This is a genomic window from Nocardioides sp. PD653-B2, from assembly GCF_002117935.1.
Classification (GTDB): Bacteria; Actinomycetota; Actinomycetes; order Propionibacteriales; family Nocardioidaceae; genus Nocardioides.
Map to the genome: position 1 here is coordinate 1 of NZ_BDJE01000027.1, position 21,994 is coordinate 21,994.

The 21,994-nt window shown below is 71.7% G+C and carries 20 protein-coding genes; 5 read left to right on the top strand and 15 right to left on the bottom strand.

The window, feature by feature from the left end; all coding sequences use genetic code 11:
• Both PD653B2_RS24930 and PD653B2_RS12175 read left to right on the top strand, forming a co-directional pair.
• A partial coding sequence (locus tag PD653B2_RS24930; RefSeq protein ID WP_165763452.1) for an HNH endonuclease signature motif containing protein occupies positions 1–291 on the top strand: 291 nt, incomplete at its 5' end.
• A 109-nt stretch (positions 292–400) separates the two neighbouring features.
• Positions 401–1,717: a metallophosphoesterase family protein gene (locus PD653B2_RS12175; RefSeq protein WP_085872654.1), complete on the top strand. Its 1,317-nt coding sequence runs from the start codon at positions 401–403 to the stop codon at positions 1,715–1,717.
• Between the two features lie 5 nt (positions 1,718–1,722).
• On the opposite strand, the gene PD653B2_RS12180 is transcribed toward PD653B2_RS12175, so the two are convergent.
• Complete coding sequence (locus PD653B2_RS12180; RefSeq protein WP_085872702.1) at positions 1,723–2,085, bottom strand: PLD nuclease N-terminal domain-containing protein; 363 nt, start codon at positions 2,083–2,085, stop codon at positions 1,723–1,725.
• 72 nt (positions 2,086–2,157) lie between these two features.
• On the opposite strand from PD653B2_RS12180, the gene PD653B2_RS12185 reads away from it, so the two are divergent.
• Positions 2,158–2,733, top strand: coding sequence for a protein-L-isoaspartate O-methyltransferase family protein (locus PD653B2_RS12185; RefSeq protein ID WP_085872655.1), 576 nt, complete (start codon positions 2,158–2,160; stop codon positions 2,731–2,733).
• Here the strand turns inward: PD653B2_RS12185 and PD653B2_RS12190 are convergent.
• The gene (locus PD653B2_RS12190; RefSeq protein WP_085872656.1) at positions 2,721–3,341 is read right to left on the bottom strand and encodes a hypothetical protein; all 621 of its coding nucleotides are present in this window, start codon (positions 3,339–3,341) and stop codon (positions 2,721–2,723) included. The genes PD653B2_RS12185 and PD653B2_RS12190 overlap by 13 nt on opposite strands.
• Before the next feature lie 186 nt (positions 3,342–3,527).
• Here PD653B2_RS12190 and PD653B2_RS12195 point away from each other — a divergent pair, with 186 nt between their 5' ends.
• A complete protein-coding gene (locus tag PD653B2_RS12195) occupies positions 3,528–4,322 on the top strand; it encodes a tyrosine-protein phosphatase (RefSeq protein ID WP_165763453.1) in 795 nt (264 codons plus the stop codon).
• Here PD653B2_RS12195 and PD653B2_RS12200 read toward each other — a convergent pair.
• The 12 genes from PD653B2_RS12200 to PD653B2_RS12255 form a co-directional block, all read right to left on the bottom strand.
• Positions 4,310–5,335 carry a YihY/virulence factor BrkB family protein gene (locus PD653B2_RS12200; RefSeq protein ID WP_207559247.1) on the bottom strand — a complete coding sequence of 342 codons (1,026 nt, stop codon included), beginning with the start codon at positions 5,333–5,335 and terminating at the stop codon, positions 4,310–4,312. The genes PD653B2_RS12195 and PD653B2_RS12200 overlap by 13 nt on opposite strands.
• A 4-nt stretch (positions 5,336–5,339) precedes the next feature.
• Complete coding sequence (dinB, locus tag PD653B2_RS12205) at positions 5,340–6,551, bottom strand: DNA polymerase IV (RefSeq protein ID WP_085872659.1); 1,212 nt, start codon at positions 6,549–6,551, stop codon at positions 5,340–5,342.
• 41 nt (positions 6,552–6,592) lie between these two features.
• Positions 6,593–6,964: a hypothetical protein gene (locus PD653B2_RS12210; protein WP_085872660.1), complete on the bottom strand. Its 372-nt coding sequence runs from the start codon at positions 6,962–6,964 to the stop codon at positions 6,593–6,595.
• Between the two features lie 91 nt (positions 6,965–7,055).
• A complete protein-coding gene (locus tag PD653B2_RS12215; protein WP_085872661.1) occupies positions 7,056–7,877 on the bottom strand; it encodes a carboxymuconolactone decarboxylase family protein in 822 nt (273 codons plus the stop codon).
• Positions 7,877–9,040 carry an acyl-CoA dehydrogenase family protein gene (locus PD653B2_RS12220; RefSeq protein WP_085872662.1) on the bottom strand — a complete coding sequence of 388 codons (1,164 nt, stop codon included), beginning with the start codon at positions 9,038–9,040 and terminating at the stop codon, positions 7,877–7,879. Before PD653B2_RS12220 ends, PD653B2_RS12215 begins: the two co-directional genes overlap by 1 nt.
• Complete coding sequence (locus PD653B2_RS12225) at positions 9,037–10,914, bottom strand: acetyl/propionyl/methylcrotonyl-CoA carboxylase subunit alpha (RefSeq protein ID WP_085872663.1); 1,878 nt, start codon at positions 10,912–10,914, stop codon at positions 9,037–9,039. Before PD653B2_RS12225 ends, PD653B2_RS12220 begins: the two co-directional genes overlap by 4 nt.
• A 121-nt stretch (positions 10,915–11,035) precedes the next feature.
• Entirely contained in the window at positions 11,036–12,604 is a 1,569-nt protein-coding gene (locus tag PD653B2_RS12230; RefSeq protein WP_085872664.1) for an acyl-CoA carboxylase subunit beta, read from the bottom strand.
• Positions 12,605–12,893: 289 nt separating this feature from the next.
• Positions 12,894–14,012, bottom strand: a complete 1,119-nt coding sequence (locus tag PD653B2_RS12235; RefSeq protein WP_085872703.1) for an acyl-CoA dehydrogenase family protein — start codon at positions 14,010–14,012, stop codon at positions 12,894–12,896.
• Between the two features lie 79 nt (positions 14,013–14,091).
• Complete coding sequence (locus tag PD653B2_RS12240; RefSeq protein WP_242665259.1) at positions 14,092–15,798, bottom strand: acyclic terpene utilization AtuA family protein; 1,707 nt, start codon at positions 15,796–15,798, stop codon at positions 14,092–14,094.
• Between the two features lie 8 nt (positions 15,799–15,806).
• On the bottom strand, positions 15,807–16,592 hold the full coding sequence (locus PD653B2_RS12245; protein ID WP_085872666.1) for a TIGR03084 family metal-binding protein: 786 nt from the start codon (positions 16,590–16,592) through the stop codon (positions 15,807–15,809).
• Positions 16,589–17,209, bottom strand: a complete 621-nt coding sequence (locus tag PD653B2_RS12250) for a TetR/AcrR family transcriptional regulator (RefSeq protein ID WP_345775748.1) — start codon at positions 17,207–17,209, stop codon at positions 16,589–16,591. Before PD653B2_RS12250 ends, PD653B2_RS12245 begins: the two co-directional genes overlap by 4 nt.
• Before the next feature lie 133 nt (positions 17,210–17,342).
• Positions 17,343–20,360 carry a S8 family serine peptidase gene (locus PD653B2_RS12255; protein ID WP_085872667.1) on the bottom strand — a complete coding sequence of 1,006 codons (3,018 nt, stop codon included), beginning with the start codon at positions 20,358–20,360 and terminating at the stop codon, positions 17,343–17,345.
• 189 nt (positions 20,361–20,549) lie between these two features.
• Here PD653B2_RS12255 and PD653B2_RS12260 point away from each other — a divergent pair, with 189 nt between their 5' ends.
• Positions 20,550–21,299 (top strand): SDR family oxidoreductase, encoded by a 750-nt coding sequence (locus PD653B2_RS12260; RefSeq protein ID WP_085872705.1) that lies wholly within the window; start codon positions 20,550–20,552, stop codon positions 21,297–21,299.
• Between the two features lie 3 nt (positions 21,300–21,302).
• Here the strand turns inward: PD653B2_RS12260 and PD653B2_RS12265 are convergent, their stop codons facing one another.
• Positions 21,303–21,971: a histidine phosphatase family protein gene (locus tag PD653B2_RS12265; protein WP_085872668.1), complete on the bottom strand. Its 669-nt coding sequence runs from the start codon at positions 21,969–21,971 to the stop codon at positions 21,303–21,305.
• Positions 21,972–21,994: the final 23 nt, after the last annotated feature.

A 21,994-nucleotide genomic window follows, 5' to 3' on the forward strand; every position in this document is an offset into this window, starting at 1 on the left:
GGCCACGACCCCACCCCGCTGCTGAGGGAGCAGGTCAACCTCACCCACCCCACCTGCGTGTTCTCGCACTGCACCCGACCATCCAGGTCCTGCGACGCCGACCACATCATCGAGCACGACCAGGGCGGACCCACCTGCTCGTGCAACCTCGCCCCCCTGTGCCGCCACCACCACCGGCTCAAGACCCACGGCGGCTGGACCTACCAACGCACCGCAGCACGAGTCTTCCGCTGGACCAGCCCCCACGGGCACATGTACATCAACGACCTCACCCACCAACGACATACCTGACCACCCGACCCCGCCGGCCACCGCCGACGGGGCCACACCCATGCCCGCGCCGAGCACTGGCCACCCTCGGCGGCCACCGGAACGACGGACGGCGGGTTAGCCTCCAGCGATGGGGGATCTCTCGGTACGTCGAGTCGTGGGCGCGGTGGCCGTCATCGCGGCGGCGACTGCCGGCTGCACGTCCAGCTCCTCCGACCCGGAGCCGGGCTCGCCGGGAGCCGCGCCGGCGAGCAGCCCGACCCGGCCCTCCGAGATCCGCTCGACGATCCTCGACCTGGAGAAGCTGCCGCTCCGCGCGGACCCGACGGTCGACTACGTGTTCGCCGCGGCTCCCGACTTCATCAACCAGGACGTCGGCGACGTACGGTCCGAGCCGGGCTGGGACCCGGGCGACCCGAACTCCTGGTCCCGGCGGCTCTGGCACGCGACCAACCTGTTCCTCAACGAGATCGCGACCGCGCGGCCCGACTCCGTGCTGGTGCCGGGTGATCTGGTCGAGGGCCACTGGGGGCGCGACAAGCTCGACACCGGGATCTTCGGCCCGGTGACGACGCCGGCCGAGCAGCGGCGCGCCCTGGTCCGGGCCGCGGAGCTCTACTACGGGGCCTACGCGGAGCGGTTCGCGAGCCGCGGGCTGACCCTGCACGCCGCCCTCGGCGACCACGACATCGGTGACAACCCGTGGGACGACTCGGACCTCGACACGACGGCGAAGCGGCGGCTGGTCCCGCTCTTCAAGCGGGAGTTCGCGCGCCACTTCACCCAGCTCCCGGACGGCTCGCCGCGCTACCCGGACCGCCCCGTGGGCACGCCGTACGCCGACACCGCCTACGCCACGCGGCTCACGCCCGACCTGCTGCTGGTGAGCCTCGACGAGTTCCGCCGGACGGCGGACGACGTCGAGCTCGAGGTGGTCGGTGGCCAGCTGCGGTGGCTGCGGGGCGTGCTCGCGGACGCCCGGCGCGACCACGTGCGCTGGGTGGTGGTGCAGGGCCACAACCCGATCCTGACCCCGGTCCGCACCCGCTCGTCGTCGGGCGGCTCGATGGCCGGCGGCCCGGACACCGCGCTCTGGCGGACGATGGTCCACGGCGGCGTCGACCTCTACCTCGCCGGCGAGGTCCACAACACGACGATGCGACGGGCCGACGGCATCACCCAGATCACCACGGGCGGCCTGATGTACACCGGCGACGCGACCTACATGCTGGCCCGGGTCTACCGCGACCGGATGACCTTCGAGGTGCACGAGTTCGACGGCCGCCAGGACCCGGACCACTCCGAGCTGTGGCAGACCACCGGCTACCGCACCCGCGGCGAGACCCGCTACCCCGAGGTGCCGAGCGGCATCGCCGGCAGCATGACCCTGACCGTCGACGGCCGTGCGGTCAACCAGGTCGGCAAGCTGCAGGCGTACGACAAGTAGCCGGGTCAGTCCTCGGTGGACTCGCGCTTGCGCTTCTCGTCGTAGGCCCTGCGCTGGGCCTCGGCGCGCTCGCGGACCTGGCGCAGGAACTCGTCGTCCTTCTCGGGATCGACGGCCGCCGCCCGCCCGGGCCGGTCGTACTCCGGGAAGTGCGGGGTCTCCCGTTCGTACGGCGAGCGCCGGGGCGTCGCCGACTCCGGGCGACCCGCGACCAGCCAGGCGATCGAGCCGACGAGCGGGAAGAAGAGGATCAGCAGGACCCAGGCCACCTTGGGCAGGTTGCGCACCCGGTCGGAGGGGGTCCCGATGGCGTCCACGAGGCAGAAGACCCACAGCGCGAACGACACGACCCCGAGAAGGAGCTCCATCTTGATCACGTCGGAGAGTGTCACCCCGCAGCGCGGGGCCCGTCTCGCGAATTGCGTGGTTCACTCGGGAGCATGACCGCCGACCCGGTCGCGGACGCCTTCGCGGCAGCCCCGCGCGAGTGGTTCCTGCCTCGCGCGGCACGGCGGCGCGCGTCGTACGACGGCCCCCTCGACATCGGTCACGGCCAGACCAACTCCCAGCCCCGCACGGTCGAGGCCATGCTCCGGCTCTTGGCGGTCCGGGCCGGAGACCGCGTCCTCGACGTCGGGTCCGGGTCGGGCTGGACCACGGGGCTGCTCGCGCACCTGACCGGCCCGGCCGGCGAGGTCCTGGGCCTGGAGCTCGAACCCGACCTGGTCGAGGTCGGCCGGACGAACCTGGCCCGGGGCGCCTGGCCGTGGGCGCGGATCGAGCAGGCGATCCCGGGGGCGTACGGCGACCCGCTGCGGGCGCCGTACGACCGGATCCTGGTGTCGGCCGAGGCGCGGGAGCTGCCCGCCTCCCTGGTCGACCAGCTCGCTGCGCCGGGCCGGATGGTGATCCCGGTGGCGGGCGAGATGGTGCTGGTCGTGCAGGACCAGGGCGGCGGGCAGGAGATCAGCCGGCACGGGCACTACCGGTTCGTGCCGCTGCGTCAGGCCGAGTAGGCGTGGGCCTCCCACGCGTGCCAGACGCTGCCGCGGGTGCGCCACTCGCCGACCACGGTGTGGGCGCCCTGGAAGCGACCGCGGTAGCACCAGCCGGCCTGCGAGCAGGTCTCGTGCCAGGCGCCGTTGGAGACGTGGGCCTCCGGGAAGTCGCCGTACCCCTCGACCGTGAAGTCGTGGACCCGGGTGCCGTGGAAGGAGACGTGCACGAAGTTGCCCTGGTGGTCCCTGCCCATGAAGTCGCCCTGGTGCGCGGGCTGCGGCGCGCTCGCCGAGAAGGCGGTCCAGTGTCCGCCCGGGGTGCGCCAGTAGCCGACCACGTGGAAGTCGAGCTGCCACTGGCCCTTGGTGCAGTAGCCGTTGTGGCAGGTCTCGTGCCACATCCCGTTGGAGACGTGCGCACCGCCGATGAGGTGGCTCCCGACGGTGAAGTGGGAGATCTGGTTGCCGCTGAACGTGAAGGTGATCTTGCGGTCGGCGTGGTCCTTGCCGGTGTAGCTGCCGTGCGTCGGCAGGACCGACGTGGCCTGCGCCGGCGCGATCGCGGCCAGCCCGAGGCCGGCCACGCAGAACAGGACGGCCGCGGCTGCAGTGAGCTTGCGGAGCATGATGGGTTCCCCCTGTGAGTGGACTCGGGTCGACGGGTTCGTCCGGCCCCGAGGCCGCTCGCCGTCGTCACGCTAGGTCGGATCTCGTCAACTAGCCGCAGAACCACCCAGGAAGCCCCTCCGGTATGGACCATCACGGCCGCTGCCGGTCATCCGCCCTTCGTCCGGCCACCTACCCTGCGGAGCGTGACCGACAGCCCCCCGACCGACCGGCCGCTTCCCGAGGAGCTGGTCCGCCTCGCCTCCGCCGACAACTTCCGCGACGTCGCGGGCGCCGGTCCCGGCCACCCGACCCGCGACGGCCGGCACGTGCGCCGGGGTGTCTTCTACCGCTCCAACGAGCTCCAGCTCACGGCCGAGGACGCCACGACGCTGGCCGACCTCGGGGTCGCGATGATCCACGACCTGCGCGGCGGCCCGGAGATCGAGGCCCACCCCGACACCGAGGTCGCCGGCGCCACCTGGCAGCACGTCGAGGTCTCCGGCATCCCCATGGAGATGGTCGAGGGACTGCACGACACCGACGCCGCCGTCCGGGTGATGCGCGGCGTGTACGACGCGTTCGTGCGCGACCCGCAGGCGCGGGCGTCGTACGCCCGGCTGCTCACCGACCTCGCGACCGGCGACCTCCCGCAGCTCTTCCACTGCACGGCCGGCAAGGACCGCACCGGCTGGGCGGCGGCGCTCCTGCTCGAGATCGCCGGCGTCGACCGCGCCACGATCCTGGCCGACTACCTGCTCACCAACGACGTCTCGTCGGCGACCCGGGAGAAGTACCTCGCCCTGATCGCCGAGCACCTCGGCGCGGACAAGGCGGCCGTCTACGAGCCGGCGATGGTCGTCGAGGAGAGCTACCTGCAGACGGCGTACGACGCGGTCGACGAGCTGTACGGCTCGCTGGACGGCTACCTCGCCGACGGACTCGGTCTCTCCTCCGACACCGTCGCGCGCCTCCGGGCGCGACTGACCTACGACGCGTGATCGGCGCCGTCGTCGGGCTCGGACTGGACGACGCGCAGCTTCATCGTGTCGGTGAAGGTGACCTCGACGTTCTCGAAGCCCTTGTGGCGCTGGGCCATCGCGTAGCCGGCGTAGGCACGCTTGTCGGCCTCGGTGAGGTCCACCTTGTCGGTGAACGGCGTCAGCAGGGCCCGGGGCCACAGCCGCCGGTTGAGCACGACGTTGACCTCGATGCCGAGCACCCCCATCACCGCGGCGATGTAGATCAGGCCGATCAGTCCGAGGACCAGGCCGAAGGTCTTGTTCATCGAGCTGGTCTCGGTCAGCACGTTGGTGACGTAGAGGGTCCCGATCTGCTGGAGCAGCTGCCACAGCAGCGCGGTCGTGAGCGCTCCGGGGACCGAGCCCCAGAAACGGTGGGTCCGTGAGGTGCCGTAGCGGAAGAGCACGGCGAGCACGAGCGTGTTGATGAGCACGGTCGCCACCCAGATCGGCCAGGAGTACGACGCGAACCGGTCGCCCAGCACCGACGTGTTGCTGCTCAGCGCCGAGAGCACGGAGAGCGCCAGCACCGCGAGTCCGGCGGTCAGCAGCAGGCCCAGGCTCTTGAGCCGCAGGAGTACCGGGTTGGGCCGGCTGTTGCGCGGCACCGACCAGGCGATGTTGAGCGCGTTCTGCAGCGCCTGCCCGAGCCCGAGCGCGCCGTACAGCGCCACCAGCGCTCCCAGGACGATGCCGGCGGTCGAGCCCTGGAGCCCCTCCGGCTGCCCGAGCTGGTCGCCGACGATCGGGAACTGGGCGAGTGCCGAGTCGATGAGGTCGTTGCGCAGCTCCGGGTTGCCCTGGAGGAAGAATCCCAGGATCGACGAGCCGAGGAGGAGCAGCGGGAAGATCGCGACGAACGCGTAGTAGGTCATGATCGCGGCCAGGTAGTTGCCCTGGTCGTCGAAGAACTTGTAGATCACGGCCAGGGGAAAGCCGACCGGCGGGAAGCGGCGCTGCCCGCGGTCCACGGCGTCCAGAGCCCTTGCCACTCGCTCACCGTACCGGCGAGGGGTCCGGCAGGGTCGGCATCTCGATCCCGACGGGGCGTCCGACCAGCGTCGCTCGGGTCACGGCGGCCGCGCCGAACCGGTCGCGCACCCGGTCGAGCGTCCCGTCGAGGACCTCGGCGCGGGCCTGCTCGGCGAAGAGCGGGAGCTCGAGCTGCTCCGGCGCGTCGGCCCCGACCAGGCCCGAGATGGTGATGCCCAGCAGGGTGCAGCCGCGCTCCTCGATCAGCGGCCAGCTGGCCCTCAGCAGACTCCGGCCGGTCTCGAGCCAGGTCGCGGTGGTCGCCGTCGAGCGGGGCAGCGTGGCCGACCGGGTGGCCCGGGTGAAGTCGTCGAAGCGCAGGCGCAGCGTGAACGTCCGGCCGGTCCGGGCCCCGCCCCGGAGCCGGCGCGCGACCCGGTCGACCAGCCCGGCGAGCAGGACGTCGAGCTCGGCCTGCGAGCGCCGGCGGCCGGAGCCCAGCGCGGACTGCGACCCGATCGAGCTCCGCCGCCGCCCGACCACGACCGGGCGCGGGTCGCGCAGGTTGGCCAGGGCCCAGACGTGCCGGCCGGCGGCCTGCCCGATCGCGCCGGTCAGCTCGGCCTCCTGCCGCCGGGCCAGCTCGCCGATGGTGCGGATGCCGTCGGCGTGCAGCTTGGCGGCGGTGACCGTGCCGACGCCCCACAGCCGCTCGACGGGGAGCGGGTGGAGGAACTCGCGCTCGCCGTCGGGCGGCACGCTCAGCAGCCCGTCGGGCTTGCTGACGGCGCTGGCCACCTTGGCGAGGTACTTCGTGCGCGCGATGCCGACCGAGATCGGCAGCCCGACGTCCGCCTTCACCCGCTCACGCAGCAGCTCACCGACCAGCTCGGGCGTGCCCACCAGCCGGCGCAGCCCGCCGACGTCGAGGAACGCCTCGTCGAGGGAGACACCCTCCACGAGCGGCGTCGTGTCATGGAAGATCTCGAAGACCGCGCGGCTGGCCTCGACGTACGCCGAGAACCGGGGCGGTACGACGATCGCGTCGGGGCACAGTCGGGCCGCCGTCCGGCCCCCCATCGCGGAGCGGACGCCGTGGGCCTTGGCCTCGTAGCTGGCCGCGAGCACGACGCCACCGCCGACGATGACCGGGCGGCCCCGCAGGCGCGGGTCGTCACGCTGCTCGACCGAGGCGAAGAACGAGTCGAGGTCGGCGTGGATGATCACCCTTGCCATGATCGAACACCTGTTCGATCATGGCAAGGGTGGGTGGCCGATCAACTGACGTGGGTCGCCTCGAAGAAGACGTCGCCGCCGCCGCCGTGCGAGACGTTCCAGTGGCCGGTCACGTAGAAGTCGTGGTGCCACTGGCCGCGGGTGCAGTAGCCGTGGTGACAGGTGTGGTGCCACCGGCCGCCCGACACCTGCGCCCCACCGAACGACTGGTGCCCGACCCGGAAGTTCGTCATCCCATGGGCACGCGTGTAGGTGAAGGTGACCGTGCGGTGGTGCTGATCCATGCCCCGGTAGTGGCCTTCGTACGGCAGGGCGGCGCGCGCGGCGGGCGCGGTCTGGGCCGGGGCCGGTACGGCGGAGGCGAAGCCGGCGGCGCAGAGCAGCACGGCGAGGACGGACAGGAGCTTGCGCATGTGGTGACAACCTCTCGGGGACGGAGTAGCCCGGTCCCGAGAGGGGCGCGCCCACAGGGTAGGCGCCGGCGCCGCGTCGCGGAACCGTGGATCAGACGACCCGGAGCCCGCCGTCCGCCTCGGTCACGAACAGCTCGATGCCGTCGGTCACGGTCGCGGCATCCGCGCCGAGCGCGACGGCGATCTTGTTGGCGGCGTTGCGGGCGACGTCGAGCACGACCTCGACGGCCTGGGCCGGCGTCAGCAGCTCGCGGACGGCGGCGACGACCGGCTCCGGGATCGCCGTCGGCGTCCAGATCATCGCGTCGGTCAGCGCCAGCGCCGCCTTCGTGGCGTCCGGCAGGTCACTCGACTCGTAGTGGTCGACGGCGTCGAACATGACCGCGTCGGCACCCGCCTCGATCGCCGCGGCGGACCGGCGGGACTGGCAGATCCGGCAGTGGTGCTGGCGCGCGCCGCGCAGCCGGACCAGCTCGGTCGCGGTCACGTCGAGCGCGTCGAGCCGGGCCACCGAGCGCAGGAAGGCGTCGATCACGCCCCAGGTGTCGGCCACCGGCTGGCGCCGCCGTCCGGGCCACTCCTCCGACGGCCCGAACAGCGCGTCGAGGGCGGCGTGCACCCGGGGCGCGACGTCGGAGATCCACACCATCTGGGCGATCGCGACGGACCGCTCGCCCGTGGCCGTCGCGAAGGCGGCGCGCAGCTGCTCGTCGATGACCGACACGTCGACCCGGAACTGGTCGGCGAACGCCGCGACCTCGGGGCCCTCCAGCATCTCGTCGTTCACCCCGGAGGGACGCACCGAGACGAGCCGCGCGAACGACGTCGCCACCTCGGGAGCGTGCTCGGCGAGCGCGGTGACCCCGTCGGGGATCCAGCTGTCGGTGCCACCGTCGCTCGCGAGAGTCGTCATCAGTACGACTTTGGCAGACCCAGGGAGTGCATGGCGACGAAGTTGAGGATCATCTCGCGGCTGACGGGTGCGATCCGGCCCGCCCGGGTGGCGACGAGGAGCCCGGCCATGCCGTACTCCTGGGTGATCCCGTTGCCGCCATGGGTCTGCACGGCCCGGTCCGCGGCGTCGCAGGCGGCCTCGGCGGCGGCGTACTTCGCCATGTTGGCGGCCTCGCCCGCGCCCATGTCGTCGCCGGCGTCGTAGAGGGCGGCAGCCTTCTGGGTCATCAGCCGGGCCATCTCGATCTCGATGTGCGACTGCGCGAGCGGGTGCGCGACGGCCTGGTGGGAGCCGATGGCGTCCTTGAAGACCACGCGCTCCTTGGCGTACGCCGCCGCCTTGTCGAGGGCGAAGCGGGCCAGGCCGGTGGAGAAGCTGGCGGCCATGATCCGCTCCGGGTTGAGCCCGGCGAAGAGCTGCACCAGGCCACCGTCCTCGTCGCCGACGAGCGCGTCGGCGGGCAGCCGGACGTCGTCGATGAACACCTGGAACTGCAGCTCCGGGCTGACGATCTCCATCGGGATCGAGCGTGCCTCGAAGCCCTCCGCGTCGGTCGGCACCACGAAGAGGCAGGGCTTGAGCTTGCCCGTCCTCGCGTCCTCGGTGCGCGCGACGACCAGCACGTTGTCGGCCTCGTCGACGCCGGAGATGTAGATCTTGCGGCCGTTGAGCACCCACTCGTCGCCGTCGCGGCGCGCGGTCGTGGTGATGTTGTGGGTGTTGGTGCCGGCGTCGGGCTCGGTGATCGCGAAGGCCATGGTGCCGGTGCCGTCGCAGATGCCGGGCAGCCAGCGCTGCTTCTGCTCCTCGGTGCCGTAGCGGGTGATGATCGTGCCGCAGATCGCCGGGCTGACGACCATCAGCAGCAGCGGGCAGCCCTGCGCCGCGAGCTCCTCGCAGACCGCCGCGATGTCGCCGATGCCGCCTCCACCCCCGCCGTACTGCTCGGGGATGTTGATGCCGAGGTAGCCACATCTGCCGATCTCGAGCCACAGCTCGGTGGTCTTCTCGCCGGCGCGGGCCTTCTGGGTGAACCACTCACGGCCGTACTTGCCGGCCAGCTTGGCGACCTGCTTGCGCAGCTCCTGGCGCTCCTCGGTCTCGCTGAATGCGACGGTCATGCTGTCTCCTCCGTGGGCTCGACCACTGCTAGGACTTCACCGGAGGCGACCTGCGCACCGGGCTTCACGTTGATCTCCGTGACGACGCCGGCGTACGGCGCGCTCACGGTGTGCTGCATCTTCATGGCCTCGAGGACGAGCACCGGGTCACCGGCGCTCACCGTCTGACCCGCGTCGACCGCGACCCGGACGACGGTGCCGGGCATCGGCGCGAGCAGGCTGCCGCTCGACACCGCGTCGGCGGGGTCGACGAACCGCGGCACCCGGGTGAGGCGGACGTGGCCGCGCGGGCTGTCGACGTCGACAGCGGCTCCGCTGACGGCGATCGCGTACGTCGTGCGCACGCCGTCGGTCTCCAGGGTCACGCTGGTCGGGCTCGCGGCGACGACGGTGTGGCCGTCGACCGCGTAGGCGCCGTACCACTCGACGACGATGTCGCCCTCGAACTCCGTGCGCTGCGGTTGGGAGACGACGTTGCGCCAGGCGACCGGGATGCCGCGCTGGACCGTACGCGCCTCCACCGCCTGCTCGGCCAGCGCGATCGCCGCCGCCACCGCTTCGGTGGTCGAGGTGCGAGCGGAGCGAGCCTCGAAACCACCACCGAGGAAGTCCGTCGAGACCTCACCGGCCAGGAACCTCGGGTCCCGCAGGATCTGCACCAGCAGGTCCCGGTTGGTCACCAACCCGTGGATCTTGGCGCGGCTCAGGACACCGGCGAGCTTGCGCGCGGCGGCCTCCCGGGTCGGCGCGTGCGCCACGACCTTGGCCAGCATGGCGTCGTAGTGCGTGGACACCTCGCTGCCGCTCTCGAAGCCGGCGTCGACGCGGATGCCCTCCTCGAGGGGGATCTCGAACGTCGTCAGGGTGCCGCTCTGCGGCTGGTAGTCGGCCGCCGGGTCCTCGGCGTAGAGGCGGACCTCGATGGCGTGCCCGCGCGGCGGGTCCGGCCAGCCCATCGTCCAGTTGACCTCGGCAGCGGTGATCTGCAGCCCGACGAGGTCGATGTCGTGCACGAGCTCGGTGACCGGGTGCTCGACCTGGAGCCGGGTGTTCATCTCCAGGAAGAAGAACCGCTCCGTGTCGGGGTCGAGCAGGAACTCCACGGTGCCGGCGCCCCGGTAGTCGATCGCCTCGGCGGCCTTGCGGGCGGCGTCGTGCAGGGCGACCCGCACGTCGTCGCTGAGGCCGGGCGCCGGCGCCTCCTCCACCACCTTCTGGTGGCGGCGCTGCAGCGAGCAGTCCCGGTCGCCGTAGACGCTGGTGCCGACCACCTGCACCTCGACGTGCCGGCCGCGCTCGACGTACGGCTCGACGAAGACGGTGCCGTCGCCGAACGCCGACAGCGCCTCGGCCTCGGCCTTCGCGATCTCGCCGGGCAGGTCGGCCAGCGCACGGACGACGCGCATGCCGCGGCCACCGCCACCCGCGGACGCCTTCACCAACAGCGGGAGGTCGGCCTCGGTCGGCTCGTCGGGCGCCTCCAGCGTGGGCACTCCGGCCTCCCGCATGATCCGCTTGGCCTCGATCTTCGAGCCCATCGCGTCGATCGACGCAGGGTCGGGCCCGACCCAGATCAGCCCGGCGTCGATGACGGCTCGGGCGAACTCCGCGTTCTCGGAGAGGAATCCGTAGCCGGGGTGGATCGCGTCCGCACCCGAGCGGCGGGCCGCGTCGAGCACCAGGTCGATGCGCAGGTAGGTGTCGGCGGGCGCGGTGCCGGGGAGCCGGACGGCCTGGTCGGCCTCGCGGACGTAGGGCAGCGCGGCGTCGGCGTCGGAGTGGACGGCCACGGTCTCGATGCCGAGGGTGCGGCAGGTCCGGAACACTCGCGACGCGATCTCGGCCCGGTTGGCGACCAGGAGTCGCGTGATCATGCTTGCCACCTCACTGGGTTTCGACGCGCCCATCGCGACCTCGTGCCTCGGTCGCGGGGCTTGCTCGACCTCGTCTCGCTGACGCGACGCGCTCGTTCCTCGCACGCCGCTGCTCGCTTGATCATGCGCGGAACACCCCGAACCGGTCGGTGCCCTCGTAGGCCTTGGTCTCGATGACCGAGAGGCAGATCCCCAGGACGGTGCGCGTGTCGCGCGGGTCGATCACCCCGTCGTCGTAGAGCATCCCGGACAGGAAGTACGGCATCGACTGCTCCTCGATCTGCGCCTCGACGATGTCCTTGACGCCCTGGAAGCCCTCGGCGTCGAAGGTCTGGCCCTTGGCCTCGGCCGACTGCTGCGCCACGATCTCGAGCACGCCGGCGAGCTGGGCCGGGCCCATCACGGCCGACTTCGCGGACGGCCAGGTGAAGAGGAAGCGCGGGTCGAAGGCGCGGCCGTTCATGCCGTAGTTGCCGGCGCCGTACGACGCACCCATGATCACGCTCAGGTGCGGGACCGTGGAGTTGCTGATCGCGTTGATCATCATCGCGCCGTGCTTGATGATCCCGCCCTGCTCGTACTCCTTGCCGACCATGTAGCCGGTGGTGTTGTGCAGGAAGAGCAGCGGGGTGTCGGTCTGGTTGGCCAGCTGCACGAACTGCGCCGCCTTCTGCGCCTCCTGCGAGAAGAGCACGCCCTGCGCGTTGGCGAGGATGCCGATCGGGCGGCCGTGCAGACGCGCCCACCCGGTCACCAGCGACGGACCGTAGAGCGGCTTGAACTCGTCGAAGACCACGCCGTTGGTGTCACTGACCCCGTCACAGATCCGGCGGATCACCTCGCGCGGGTCGAACGGCTCCTTGAGGTCGGTCGGGATCAGGTCGAGCAGCCCGTCCGGGTCCTCGTCGGGCTCGGCGTACGACGTGGGTGGGGCGACCGCCTTCTTCCAGTTGAGCCGGGCGACGATCCGCCGCCCGATCCGGATGGCGTCGAGCTCGTCCTCGGCGAGGTAGTCGGCGAGACCCGACGTGCGCGCGTGCATCTCGGCGCCGCCGAGCGACTCGTCGTCGGACTCCTCGCCGGTGGCCATCTTCACCAGCGGCGGGCCGCCGAGGAACACCTTGGCCTGGTCGCGGACCATCACCGTGTAGTCGGACATGCCCGGCACATAGGCGCCACCGGCCGTCGAGTTGCCGAAGACCAGCGCGATCGTCGGCTCCTTGCGGGCGCTGGCCCGGGTGATGTCGCGGAAGAGCTTGCCGCCGGGGATGAAGATCTCCTTCTGGGTCGGCAGGTCCGCGCCGCCCGACTCGACCAGCGAGATCGACGGCAGCCCGTTCTCCTCGGCGATCTGGGAGGCGCGGAAGATCTTCTTGACCGTCCACGGGTTGCTGGCGCCGCCCTTCACCGACGGGTCGTTGGCGGTGATCATGCACTCGACGCCCTCGACGACGCCGATGCCGGTCACCACGCTCGCGCCGACGGTGAAGTCGGAGCCCCAGCCGGCCAGCGGGCTGAGCTCGAGGAAGGCGGAGCCCTCGTCGACGAGCAGCTCGATCCGCTCGCGCGGCATCAGCTTGCCGCGGTCGTGGTGGCGGGCGACGTACTTCTCCCCGCCGCCGGCCACCGCCTTGGCGTGCTCGGCGTCCAGGTCGGCGAGCTTCTCGAGCATCGCCTCGCGGTTGGTCATCGGTCCCCTCCGGTGGTTGAGGTGCGAGGCGCGCGAGCGCCGAGCCTCGAAACCCGGTGAGCCGAGTACGGCGGCCCTCCGGCGGTTGAGGTGCGAGGCGCGCTAGCGCCGAGCCTCGAAACCCGGTGAGCCGAGTACGGCGGCCCTCCGATGGTTGAGGTGCGAGTCGCGCTAGCGCCGAGCCTCGAAACCCGGTGAGCCGAGTGCGGCGTCGGGTACGGCTGCTTCTCGCCTCGCGAGGTTTCGAGGCTCAGGCCTGGCGGCCTTCGCACCTCGACCAACGTGCGGGTCATGGCGCGTAGCCCAACAGCTTGGCGGCCAGGTCTGTCAGCACTTCGGTGGCTCCTCCGCCGATCGGCAGGATCCGGGCGTCACGGTAGTGCCGCTCGACCTCGGTCCCGTGCATGTAGCCCGTCCCGCCGTGCAGCTGGACGGCTTGGTCGCAGACGTACGTCGCGGTGTCGCACGCGGTCTGCTTCGCCAGGCAGGCCTCGGCGATCACGCTCTCGCCCGCCACGTGACGGCGCGCGATCTCCCGCGTGTAGGTGCGGGCGACCTCGACCTGGCGCCGCATCTCGACCAGCTTGTGGCGCACCACCTGGTTGGCGACCAGCGGCCTGCCGAAGGTCTCGCGGTCACGGCAGTAGGCGGCCGTCAGCTCCAGCGAGCGGGCCGCGATGCCGTAGGCGTGCACGGCCAGCGCGATCCGCTCGACGACGAACTGCTCGGCGATCAGGTAGAAGCCGGAGTTCTCCTCGCCGACGAGGTTCGCGACCGGCACCCGGACGTCGACGTACGACAGCTCGGCGGTGTCGGAGCAGTGCCAGCCCATCTTGGTGAGGGCCCGGTCGGCGGTGAAGCCGGGCGTGCCCTTCTCGACCACGAGCAGCGAGATGCCCGCGTGGCCGGGGCCGCCGGTGCGGACGGCGGTGGTCACGAAGTCCGCGCGGATGCCGCTGGTGATGAAGGTCTTCGCCCCGTTGACGACGTAGTGGTCGCCTTCTCGCACCGCGGTGGTGCGGATGCCCGCAACGTCGGAGCCGCCCCCGGGCTCGGTGATGCCCAGAGAGCCGATCTTCTCCCCGGCGAGCGTGTGTCGGACGAAGCGGTCGACGAGCTGGGGCGAGCCGTGGGCGGCGATGTGGGGCAGCGCGATGCCGCCGGTGAAGAGCCCGGCCATCAGCCCGCTCGACGCACCGGCCTCGAACATCCCCTCCTGCAGCTCGATCGAGTCGAGCAGATCGCCACCCTCGCCGCCGACCGACTCCGGGAAGGAGACCCCGAGCAGGCCCTGCTTCGCGGCCGCGGCGTGCAGCTCACGCGGGATGGAGCCGGCGTCCTCCCACTCCTGGAGATACGGCGCCACCTCGCGGCGGGTGAACTCGCGGGCGACCTCTCGCAACGACATCACCACGGGACTCCGGGGTCCCCGCCACGTCGGGCGGCGGAGGAGCGAAGCGGGGGAGACGCAGAACGTGGCGGGGTGGTCACAACAGACCCTCCTGCACGTGCACCATCCGGGAGCGCACCCACTCGCCGAGGCCCTTGGCCTGCGGGTCGAACCGCGTCGACGCGGCGACGCCCTCGCCGAGCAGGCCGCGGATCAGCACGTTGACGGCGCCGAGGTTGGGCAGCACGTAGACCTCGACGTCGAGGTCGGCCGCCTCCGGGATCAGCTCGCGCACCTTGCGCGGGGTGATCAGCTTGGCGAGCCACGTGACCCGGGCGTCGTACTTGCCGGAGCCGTCGTTGACCACCCAGAGCCCGACGTTGGCGTCGCCGCCCTTGTCACCGGACCGCGCGTGCACGAAGGAACCGAGCGGCGCCCGGCGGGTCAGCGAGTCGGTGGGCGCGGGGTACGGCGAGGGGCGCAGCCCGTCGGCGTGCTCGGCCTCGGAGAACTCCGTGGGGTCGGCGACGACCTCACGGGTGCCGTCGGCGTGGACCACCGTCTGGGTGACGAGCGAGCGGTCGACGTACTCCGCGCGGTAGACGCCGTACGGCGTGGGCTGGGCGGGCGGACCGGTCATCGTGAACCCGGGGTAGGACGCGAGCGCGAGCTCGACCGCGGCGCTGGTGAACCTCCGGCCGACCGGGTCGGGCGACGCGTCCTTGACGGTGCACCGCAGCAGGCAGGATGCGCCCTCCTCCGTGTCGGCGTCGGCGGGCGGCAGCGCGGTGCGGGTCCAGCTGACCTCGCTCGCGGTGAGCGCCGGGGTGAGCTGTTCGCGCACCCAGTCGGCCTTCGCGTCGATGTCGAGCCCGGTGAGCACGAGCTCGACCGTGTTGCGGAAGCCACCCAGCTCGTTGACACAGACCTTCAGCCGCTCGGGCGGCGCCTCGCCCCGCACCCCGCTGACCTCGACCCGGTCGGGGCCGGCCTCGCGCAGGTGGATCGAGTCGAGGTGGGTCGTGACGTCGGGGTTGAGGTAGCGCGCGGACTGGATCTCGTAGACGAGCTGCGCGGTGACGGTGTCGACGGTGACCGCACCGCCGGTGCCGACGTGCTTGGTGATCACGCTCGACCCGTCGGCCGCGATCTCGGCGAGCGGGAAGCCGAGCGGCTTGCCGTCGTGGGGCAGGGTCTTGAAGCCGGAGAAGTTGCCGCCGGTGGCCTGCGTGCCGCACTCGAGGATGTGGCCGGCGACCACGGCGCCGGCCAGCTCGTCGTACGACGTGGGCGTCCAGCCGAAGTGGGCGACCGCGGGTCCGACGACGAGGCTCGCGTCGGTTACCCGTCCGGTCACGACCACGTCGGCCCCGCCCCGCAGTGCGGCCGCGATGCCGAACCCGCCGAGGTAGGCGTTGGCGGTCAGCGCACCCTCGCGCAGCCCGATCTGCTGGCCGAGGCCTCGGACGTCGTCGCCCTCGACGTGGGCGATCGCCGGGTCGAGACCGAGACCCTTCGCCACCTCGCGCAGGCGGTCCGCCAGACCGGCCGGGTTGAGTCCACCCGCGTTGCTGACGACCCGCACGCCCGCCTCGAGCGCCAGGCCCAGGCAGTCCTCGAGCTGGCGGACGAAGGTCTTCGCGTAGCCCAGTGACGGGTCCTTCATCGTGTCGCGGCCGAGGATCAGCATGGTCAGCTCGGCAAGGTAGTCGCCGGTGAGCACGTCCAGCTGACCGCCCTCGAGCATCTCGCGCATCGCGGAGAGCCGGTCGCCGTAGAAGCCGGAGCAGTTGCCGATCCTCATCGCGGACGTCATCTCGGGGCACGCCCCTCGCCGGCGGGGCCGGCGAACGCCTGGGCGATCGTCAACCACTGCTCGGCGTCCGCGCCCGTGGCGACCAGGTCGGTGTCGTCCCGGTGCACGCGCTGGGTGACCAGCAGGCAGAAGTCCCAGGCGGACCCGGTCACCGTCTGTGCGGCGTCCTCGGGGGCCCAGGTCCACTGGTCCCCGGACGGCGAGACCAGGTCGATGCGGAACTGCTCGGCCGGGGGCGGCAGCTCGCGGACGGAGTAGGCGAAGTCGCGGGTGCGTACGCCGAGGTGCGCGACGTGCCGGATCCGGTCGGACCGCTCGGGCTCGAGGCCCAGCGCCTCGTAGACGTCGAGGGCGTGCGCCCAGGTCTCCATGAAGCGCGCCGTCGCCATCGACGCCGGCGACATCGGCGGTCCGAACCACGGCATCTTCTGCCCGGCGGGGAGGGCCCGCAGCGCGGCCGGCAGCGACTCGCGGGCCTTGCCCCAGCGGGCGAGCAGCGCCTGCGGGGAGAGTCGGGCGACCTCGATCGCCTGCTGGTCGACGTAGCCCGTCGGGTCGGCGATCGCGGCCAGCACGAGGGCGTCCCACGCCTGCTTGTCGGTGGCGGCGACGACGGCCACCTCGTCGGTCCAGAGCAGGTGGGCGATCGTGGTGGCGACACTCCAGCCCGGGGCCGGGGTCGGCGTCTGCCAGCCGTCGTCGTCGAGGCCCGCCACGGCGTTCCAGAGCTGGTCGCTCTCGGTGTGGAGGTCGGCCAGCAGCCCCTCGAGGAGGTCGCTCATCGGGTGGTTCCCTTCAGCACGGTGTCGAGGGTGTCCGCCCAGGTGTCGAGGATGCGGCGGCGCCGACGGGTGTCGTCGGAGATGGTGTTGGCCAGGCCCAGCCCGCGGACGAGGTCGAGGGTCGCCTGGACCATCTCGCGCACGCCGGGAACGGACTCGTCGGCGCCGAGGAGCTCGACGGTCAGGCGGTGCGTCTCGCGCCCGACCCGCTGCTCGAGCGGCCCGACGGCGGCGAGCAGGTGCTCGTCGCTGCGCGCGGCCACCCACAGCTCGAGGGCGGCGTCGAAGACCGGCGAGGCGAAGTGGTCGCCGAGCATCTGCACGACCGCACGGGTGCGACGCGGCCCGTCGGGCAGCGTCGCGGCCGCGGCTGCCAGCTCGGCCCCGCGGCGCTCGGTGAGGTGCTCGACGGCGGCGACGACCAGGTCGTTCTTCGTGGGGAAGTGGTGCAGCTGGGCACCGCGGCTGACCCCGGCCCGCTCGGAGACGAGCGTGGTCGACGTGCCGGCGAAGCCGCGCTCGACCAGGCAGTCGAGGGTCGCCTCGAGCAGCCGGGCCCGCATCACGCGGGTGCGCTCCTCCTGGGGCACCCGCGTGGCCCCGGCCGCTGTCGTCACCGGCTCAGCATGGCCCGGCCACCAACAAACAGTCAAGCCTGACTTTTTGTTGGTGGCCGGATCGCAGCGGCGCCCGGGGACCGTGGTCCCCGGGCGCCGCCCGCCCTGCGTGAGCTGTGTTGCTAGCCGATCGTCACGACCCCGTCTTCACGTCCACGAGAGTGATCTGATCGGAATCGGCGTACTCCAGGTAGCCGAGGTAGTGCGAGCTCGCGTCGAGCCCGGTCCACCCGACCGTCACCGACGTCTCCTGGTTCTGGACCACCGGCACCGGGTCGGGCGTGACCGTGAGGTCACCCGCCGTGGCGGCCGGGTCGATGTCCCAGAAGTCGAACGCGAAGTCCATCGGGGCGCCGTCGGTTCCCGCGGAGAAGCCGTCGATCTCGACGATGTAGGCACCCGCGTCGGGGTTCCGTAGCGTCACCGACTCGTCACCGGAGGCCGTCGCCGACTGTCCGGCGACCGCGAACGCGTCGTTGATGTCGCAGGAGTCGGAGGCGTAGACGAACAGATCGAGGTCCGCCGTGTCGTCGATGGAGTCGACCGCGAACCTCGCCAGCGAGGTGTCCGGCGTGACGGTGACGCACTCCAGCTTGAAGTCACCCACGTCGACCGAGTCCTCGACCGTGTCGGACTCGGCGAGCCCGTGCGCGGTGACGTCCAGGTCGCCGGTGAAACCGGCGGTGAGCGGGACGTCGACCGACCCGTCGGTGCCGGTGCCCGACACCGAGGTGGGAGCGTCGACCGACAGCGGCTGCAGCGCCACCGGGATCCGCACCGAGGTCGGGCCGTCGAGGGTCACCGAGCCCTGGGTGTAGGAGCCGAGCGGCGCCGTCGTCCGGGTGAAGGTGAAGGTCACGTCGACGATGTCGTCGACCCGCTTCGACTTCACCCTCGCGTGGTTGACCTTCATCGTGAAGCCCGGCACCTGCGACGTGATCTTCCACGTGCCCTTCCTGCTGGCACGGAAGCTGCGGTGGAAGACCGTCTCACCGGTGACCGAGGCATCGGCCATCGACGCGACGTTGACGTCCTTGGGGTCGACCGCCGGCACACCGGTGTTGTAGCCGAGGTCCGCGAGGAACCCGCGCCACTGGACCGGCGTCGCGGTGATGAAGAGGCCCGGATCGAAGAACTTCTTCGGGGTGACCTGACCGGAGCCCTGCGCGAACGCGTCCTTCGAGGCCTTGCCGTCGGCCGCCTTGGTGGGCGTCGCGGTCGTCATCATCGCCGACTTGATCTCCATCGGCGTCCAGTTCGGGTGGACGCTCTGCATGAACGCCGCCAGACCGGTGATGTGCGGGGCCGCCATCGACGTGCCGCTGTAGAGGTCGTAGTCCCGGCCCGAGTTCGCGGGCGGTGCGACGGCCGCGAGGACGCTGACACCGGGAGCCGAGATGTCCGGCTTCAGGAGGTCGCCGCCGGCGGCCAGGATCGGTCCGCGCGACGAGAAGCCACCCACCTGCGGCAGCGGCGTCTTGTTCTTGGTGATGTTGCCGACCGCGAACGACGCCGTCGCCTTGTCGCCGGCCGAGTCCAGGTAGTTGAACAGCCGCGGGGCCGCGGTGTCGGAGATGTGGATCGTCGGCACCGAGTGGAAGTCGGCGTCGAGGCTGTTCGGCGACGGGTTGACCAGGATCATGGCCTTGCCGCCGGCCCGCTTCACCTCCGCGCTCTTCGCGACCCGGTCGTAGACGCCTCGCATGCAGACCACGATCTTGCCGGTGACCAGCGCCGGGTCGAGGGTGTCCGGGCCGCAGAGCGCGGCGTCGTCGGCGTCACCGCCGGTGACGACCGAGTCCTCGGCGGTGACGACCTTCGTCGACGGGACCGGCTTCTCGGCGACCGAGGCCCCGACGATCTTCTTCTTGCCGTTGCCGAGGACGATCGTGTTCTCGTAGTTGTACGACGTCGACGCCGCGACCGTGGTGAGCCACGGGCTCGGGTGGTCCAGCGTCGAGGCACCGGGTCCGGAGTTGCCCGCGGACGCCGCGACGAAGATGCCGGCCTCGGCCGCCCCCTCGAACGCGAGCTCGGTCGAGTCGAGTTCCGGAGAGGCACCGCCACCGATCGAGAAGTTCAAGACGTCCGCGCCGTCGACGACGGCCTGGTCGATCGCCTCGACGATGTCGGCGTTGTTGCAGCCGCTGTCGTCGGGGTTGGCCGCCTCCCAGCAGACCTTGTAGACGGCCAGCCGTGCGGCCGGCGCCATGCCGGTCACGGTGCCGAACTTGCGGCCCTCGGTCGTGACGTGCTCGACCCGCTCGCCCGCCGCGGTGCTCGCCGTGTGGGTGCCGTGGCCGGCGCCGTCGCGCGGCGAGACCTGCTCGAACTCCGACAGCTCGTCCTCGGGGATGCCCGAGAGGAAGCTGTCGCCGTAGTAGCGCGCGCTGATGATCTTCGTGTTGCAGTCCCCGGCGTCCCACGTGTCGGCGATCACGCACTCGCCGTGGAAGACCATGCCGTCGGCCTTCTCCATGCGCGTGGCGGTGCCGGTGCGGGAGATGTCCCACTTCGTCTTCGGCGTCGACGTCAGGGGCGCGCCCTCGAAGGACTTCGACTCCGGCCAGATGCCGGTGTCGAGGTCGGCGATGACCACGCCGTCACCCGCGTGGTTCTCGCCGCCGTGCTTCGCCCAGGCCCCGTTCTTGCCGGTGAGCCCGAGGAAGGTCGGGGTGTGCCAGGTGTCGACCTTCATGTTCGTCGACTTCTCGACCAGGAGCACCCGGCGGTCGGTCGCGAGGTCGAAGGCCTGCTGCTTGGTCAGGTCGGCGACGAAGCCGTTGGTCGCGACGGTGAGGTCCGCGACCGTCTTCGTGCCGAACTCGTCCGCGATCCGCTGGTGGGTGGACGTCAGGTGCGCCCGGTAGCTCTGCACCCGGGCGGACCGTGCGTCGAACCGGCCGGTCGTGGAGCGGGTGGCTGCGAAGTGCCGGTTGCCACCGTCGTAGGTCGCTGCTGCCGGCTCGCGGAGCAGCACGATGTAGCGACCACTGGTGTAGGTGGTCATGGGCGAGGCGGCCTTGCCGGGCGCCGAACCGGCCGCGGTGGCGGCGGGCACGCCGGCGAGGAGGCCGGCGACGACCACCCCCGCCGCGATGAGGCCGAGGCGGCGCTGACGCGTCCGCTGGCCGGAGGACTTGACTGACACGAGAGCTCCCGTACCGAGATGAGTGGGGTGTGGATTTGCCGGCGGTTCATCTCCCCGACAGGCAGACAGCCACCGGGCCCACCCAAGGTCAGAAAGTCCGCCCCGTCAAGAGCGATGCCGCCGAAGATCGTCTGGGGTCCGAGAACCGGCGCGGGCGGCGCCGGGGCCCGCGTGCGTCACACTCTGCGCATGGCGACAACGATCCTCATCACCGGCGCCTCGTCCGGCCTCGGCGCCGAGATGGCCCGGCAGCTCGCGGCCGGGGGCAACGACCTCGCGCTCTGTGCGCGACGGCTCGACCGGCTCGAGCAGCTGCGCGACGAGATCCTGGCCGCGCACCCCGGCCGGCGGGTCGAGGTGCGGGCGCTCGACGTCTGCGACGACGACGCGGTGTTCGAGGTCTTCCGGTCGCTGCACGCCGACCTGGGGCGGATCGACCGCTTCGTCGTCAACGCCGGGATCGGCAAGGGCGCCCCGCTGGGCACCGGCCGCTTCGACGCCAACCGGGAGACCGCGATGACGAACTTCGTCGCCGCGCTGGCCCAGACCGAGGCCGCGATGGAGGTGCTCCGCGCCCAGGAGTCCGGGCACCTGGTGCTGGTCGCCTCGATGGGCGCGCTGCGCGGGCTGCCCCGGGCCGTCACGACGTACGCCGCCACCAAGGCCGCCGTCGCCAGCCTCGGCCAGGGGCTGCAGGCCGAACTCCACGGCACGCCGATCAAGGTCACGGTGCTCTATCCCGGCTACATCGTCTCGGAGATGAACGACGTCGGCGACAACCGTCCTCCGCTGATGGCCACGACCGAGAAGGGCGTGCGCTCGATGGTCGCTGCGATCGAGAAGGAGCCACTGAAGGCGTACGTGCCGGCCTGGCCGTGGGCGCCGCTGTCGTTCGTGCTCGAGCACGCCCCGATGTCCGTCGTGCGGAAGATGGTCTGACCGTCAGCGGTAGGTGAGCGTCTCGCCCTCGAGGTGGGGGTGCTCGTTGAAGGTCAGCATCCGCGGCCCGGTCGAGCCGACGACGACGCGGGTGACCGACGAGTTCACGACGACGGTGTTGAAGCGGTTCCACAGCCGGGCGTACGACGCGCCGTCCGCCCCCGGGTCCACGAGTGCGGCACAGGCCGCGGCGATCGGCCCGCCCGAGCTCACCACGACGACCGTCCCGCCCGGGCCGGCCTGAGCACACGCCCGGTCGAGCGCCACCCGCACCCGCCCCACGAAGCCGGGCCACGACTCGGGGTAGTCGGCGTCGTGCCCGCCCGCGGTCCACCGCTCGGTGGCGAGCTCGAACACCCGCTGGAACTCACGCCGGTCGAGCTCACCGGGCGGAGTGTCGGGGTAGGCACCGACGACGCCGAGGTGGTCGAACTCGTCCCAGTCCGCCTCGACCACGACGTCGGTCGACCAGCCCGCACCGGCCAGCACCGCCTCCGCGGTCTCGCGGTGCCGGCGCATGCCGCCGCGGACCATCACGGTCGGGGTCACCGCCCGCTCGGCCAGCCAGGCGCCCAGCAGACGCCCCTGCTCCCAGCCGGTCTGCGACAAGACGTCGTAGTCGTCGGATCCGAACGACGCCTGCCCGTGACGGACCAGCAGCACGACTCCCATGCCCGAAGGCTAGAGGCCGGCCA

Coding starts and splice junctions, on each gene's coding strand:
- PD653B2_RS12175 (WP_085872654.1), top strand. CDS start 401: ATGGGGGATCTCTCGGTACGTCGAGTCGTGGGCGCGGTGGCCGTCATC.
- PD653B2_RS12180 (WP_085872702.1), bottom strand. CDS start 2,085: ATGGAGCTCCTTCTCGGGGTCGTGTCGTTCGCGCTGTGGGTCTTCTGC.
- PD653B2_RS12185 (WP_085872655.1), top strand. CDS start 2,158: ATGACCGCCGACCCGGTCGCGGACGCCTTCGCGGCAGCCCCGCGCGAG.
- PD653B2_RS12190 (WP_085872656.1), bottom strand. CDS start 3,341: ATGCTCCGCAAGCTCACTGCAGCCGCGGCCGTCCTGTTCTGCGTGGCC.
- dinB (WP_085872659.1), bottom strand. CDS start 6,551: ATGGCAAGGGTGATCATCCACGCCGACCTCGACTCGTTCTTCGCCTCG.
- PD653B2_RS12210 (WP_085872660.1), bottom strand. CDS start 6,964: ATGCGCAAGCTCCTGTCCGTCCTCGCCGTGCTGCTCTGCGCCGCCGGC.
- PD653B2_RS12215 (WP_085872661.1), bottom strand. CDS start 7,877: ATGACGACTCTCGCGAGCGACGGTGGCACCGACAGCTGGATCCCCGAC.
- PD653B2_RS12220 (WP_085872662.1), bottom strand. CDS start 9,040: ATGACCGTCGCATTCAGCGAGACCGAGGAGCGCCAGGAGCTGCGCAAG.
- PD653B2_RS12225 (WP_085872663.1), bottom strand. CDS start 10,914: ATGATCACGCGACTCCTGGTCGCCAACCGGGCCGAGATCGCGTCGCGA.
- PD653B2_RS12230 (WP_085872664.1), bottom strand. CDS start 12,604: ATGACCAACCGCGAGGCGATGCTCGAGAAGCTCGCCGACCTGGACGCC.
- PD653B2_RS12235 (WP_085872703.1), bottom strand. CDS start 14,012: ATGTCGTTGCGAGAGGTCGCCCGCGAGTTCACCCGCCGCGAGGTGGCG.
- PD653B2_RS12240 (WP_242665259.1), bottom strand. CDS start 15,798: ATGAGGATCGGCAACTGCTCCGGCTTCTACGGCGACCGGCTCTCCGCG.
- PD653B2_RS12245 (WP_085872666.1), bottom strand. CDS start 16,592: ATGAGCGACCTCCTCGAGGGGCTGCTGGCCGACCTCCACACCGAGAGC.
- PD653B2_RS12260 (WP_085872705.1), top strand. CDS start 20,550: ATGGCGACAACGATCCTCATCACCGGCGCCTCGTCCGGCCTCGGCGCC.
- PD653B2_RS12265 (WP_085872668.1), bottom strand. CDS start 21,971: ATGGGAGTCGTGCTGCTGGTCCGTCACGGGCAGGCGTCGTTCGGATCC.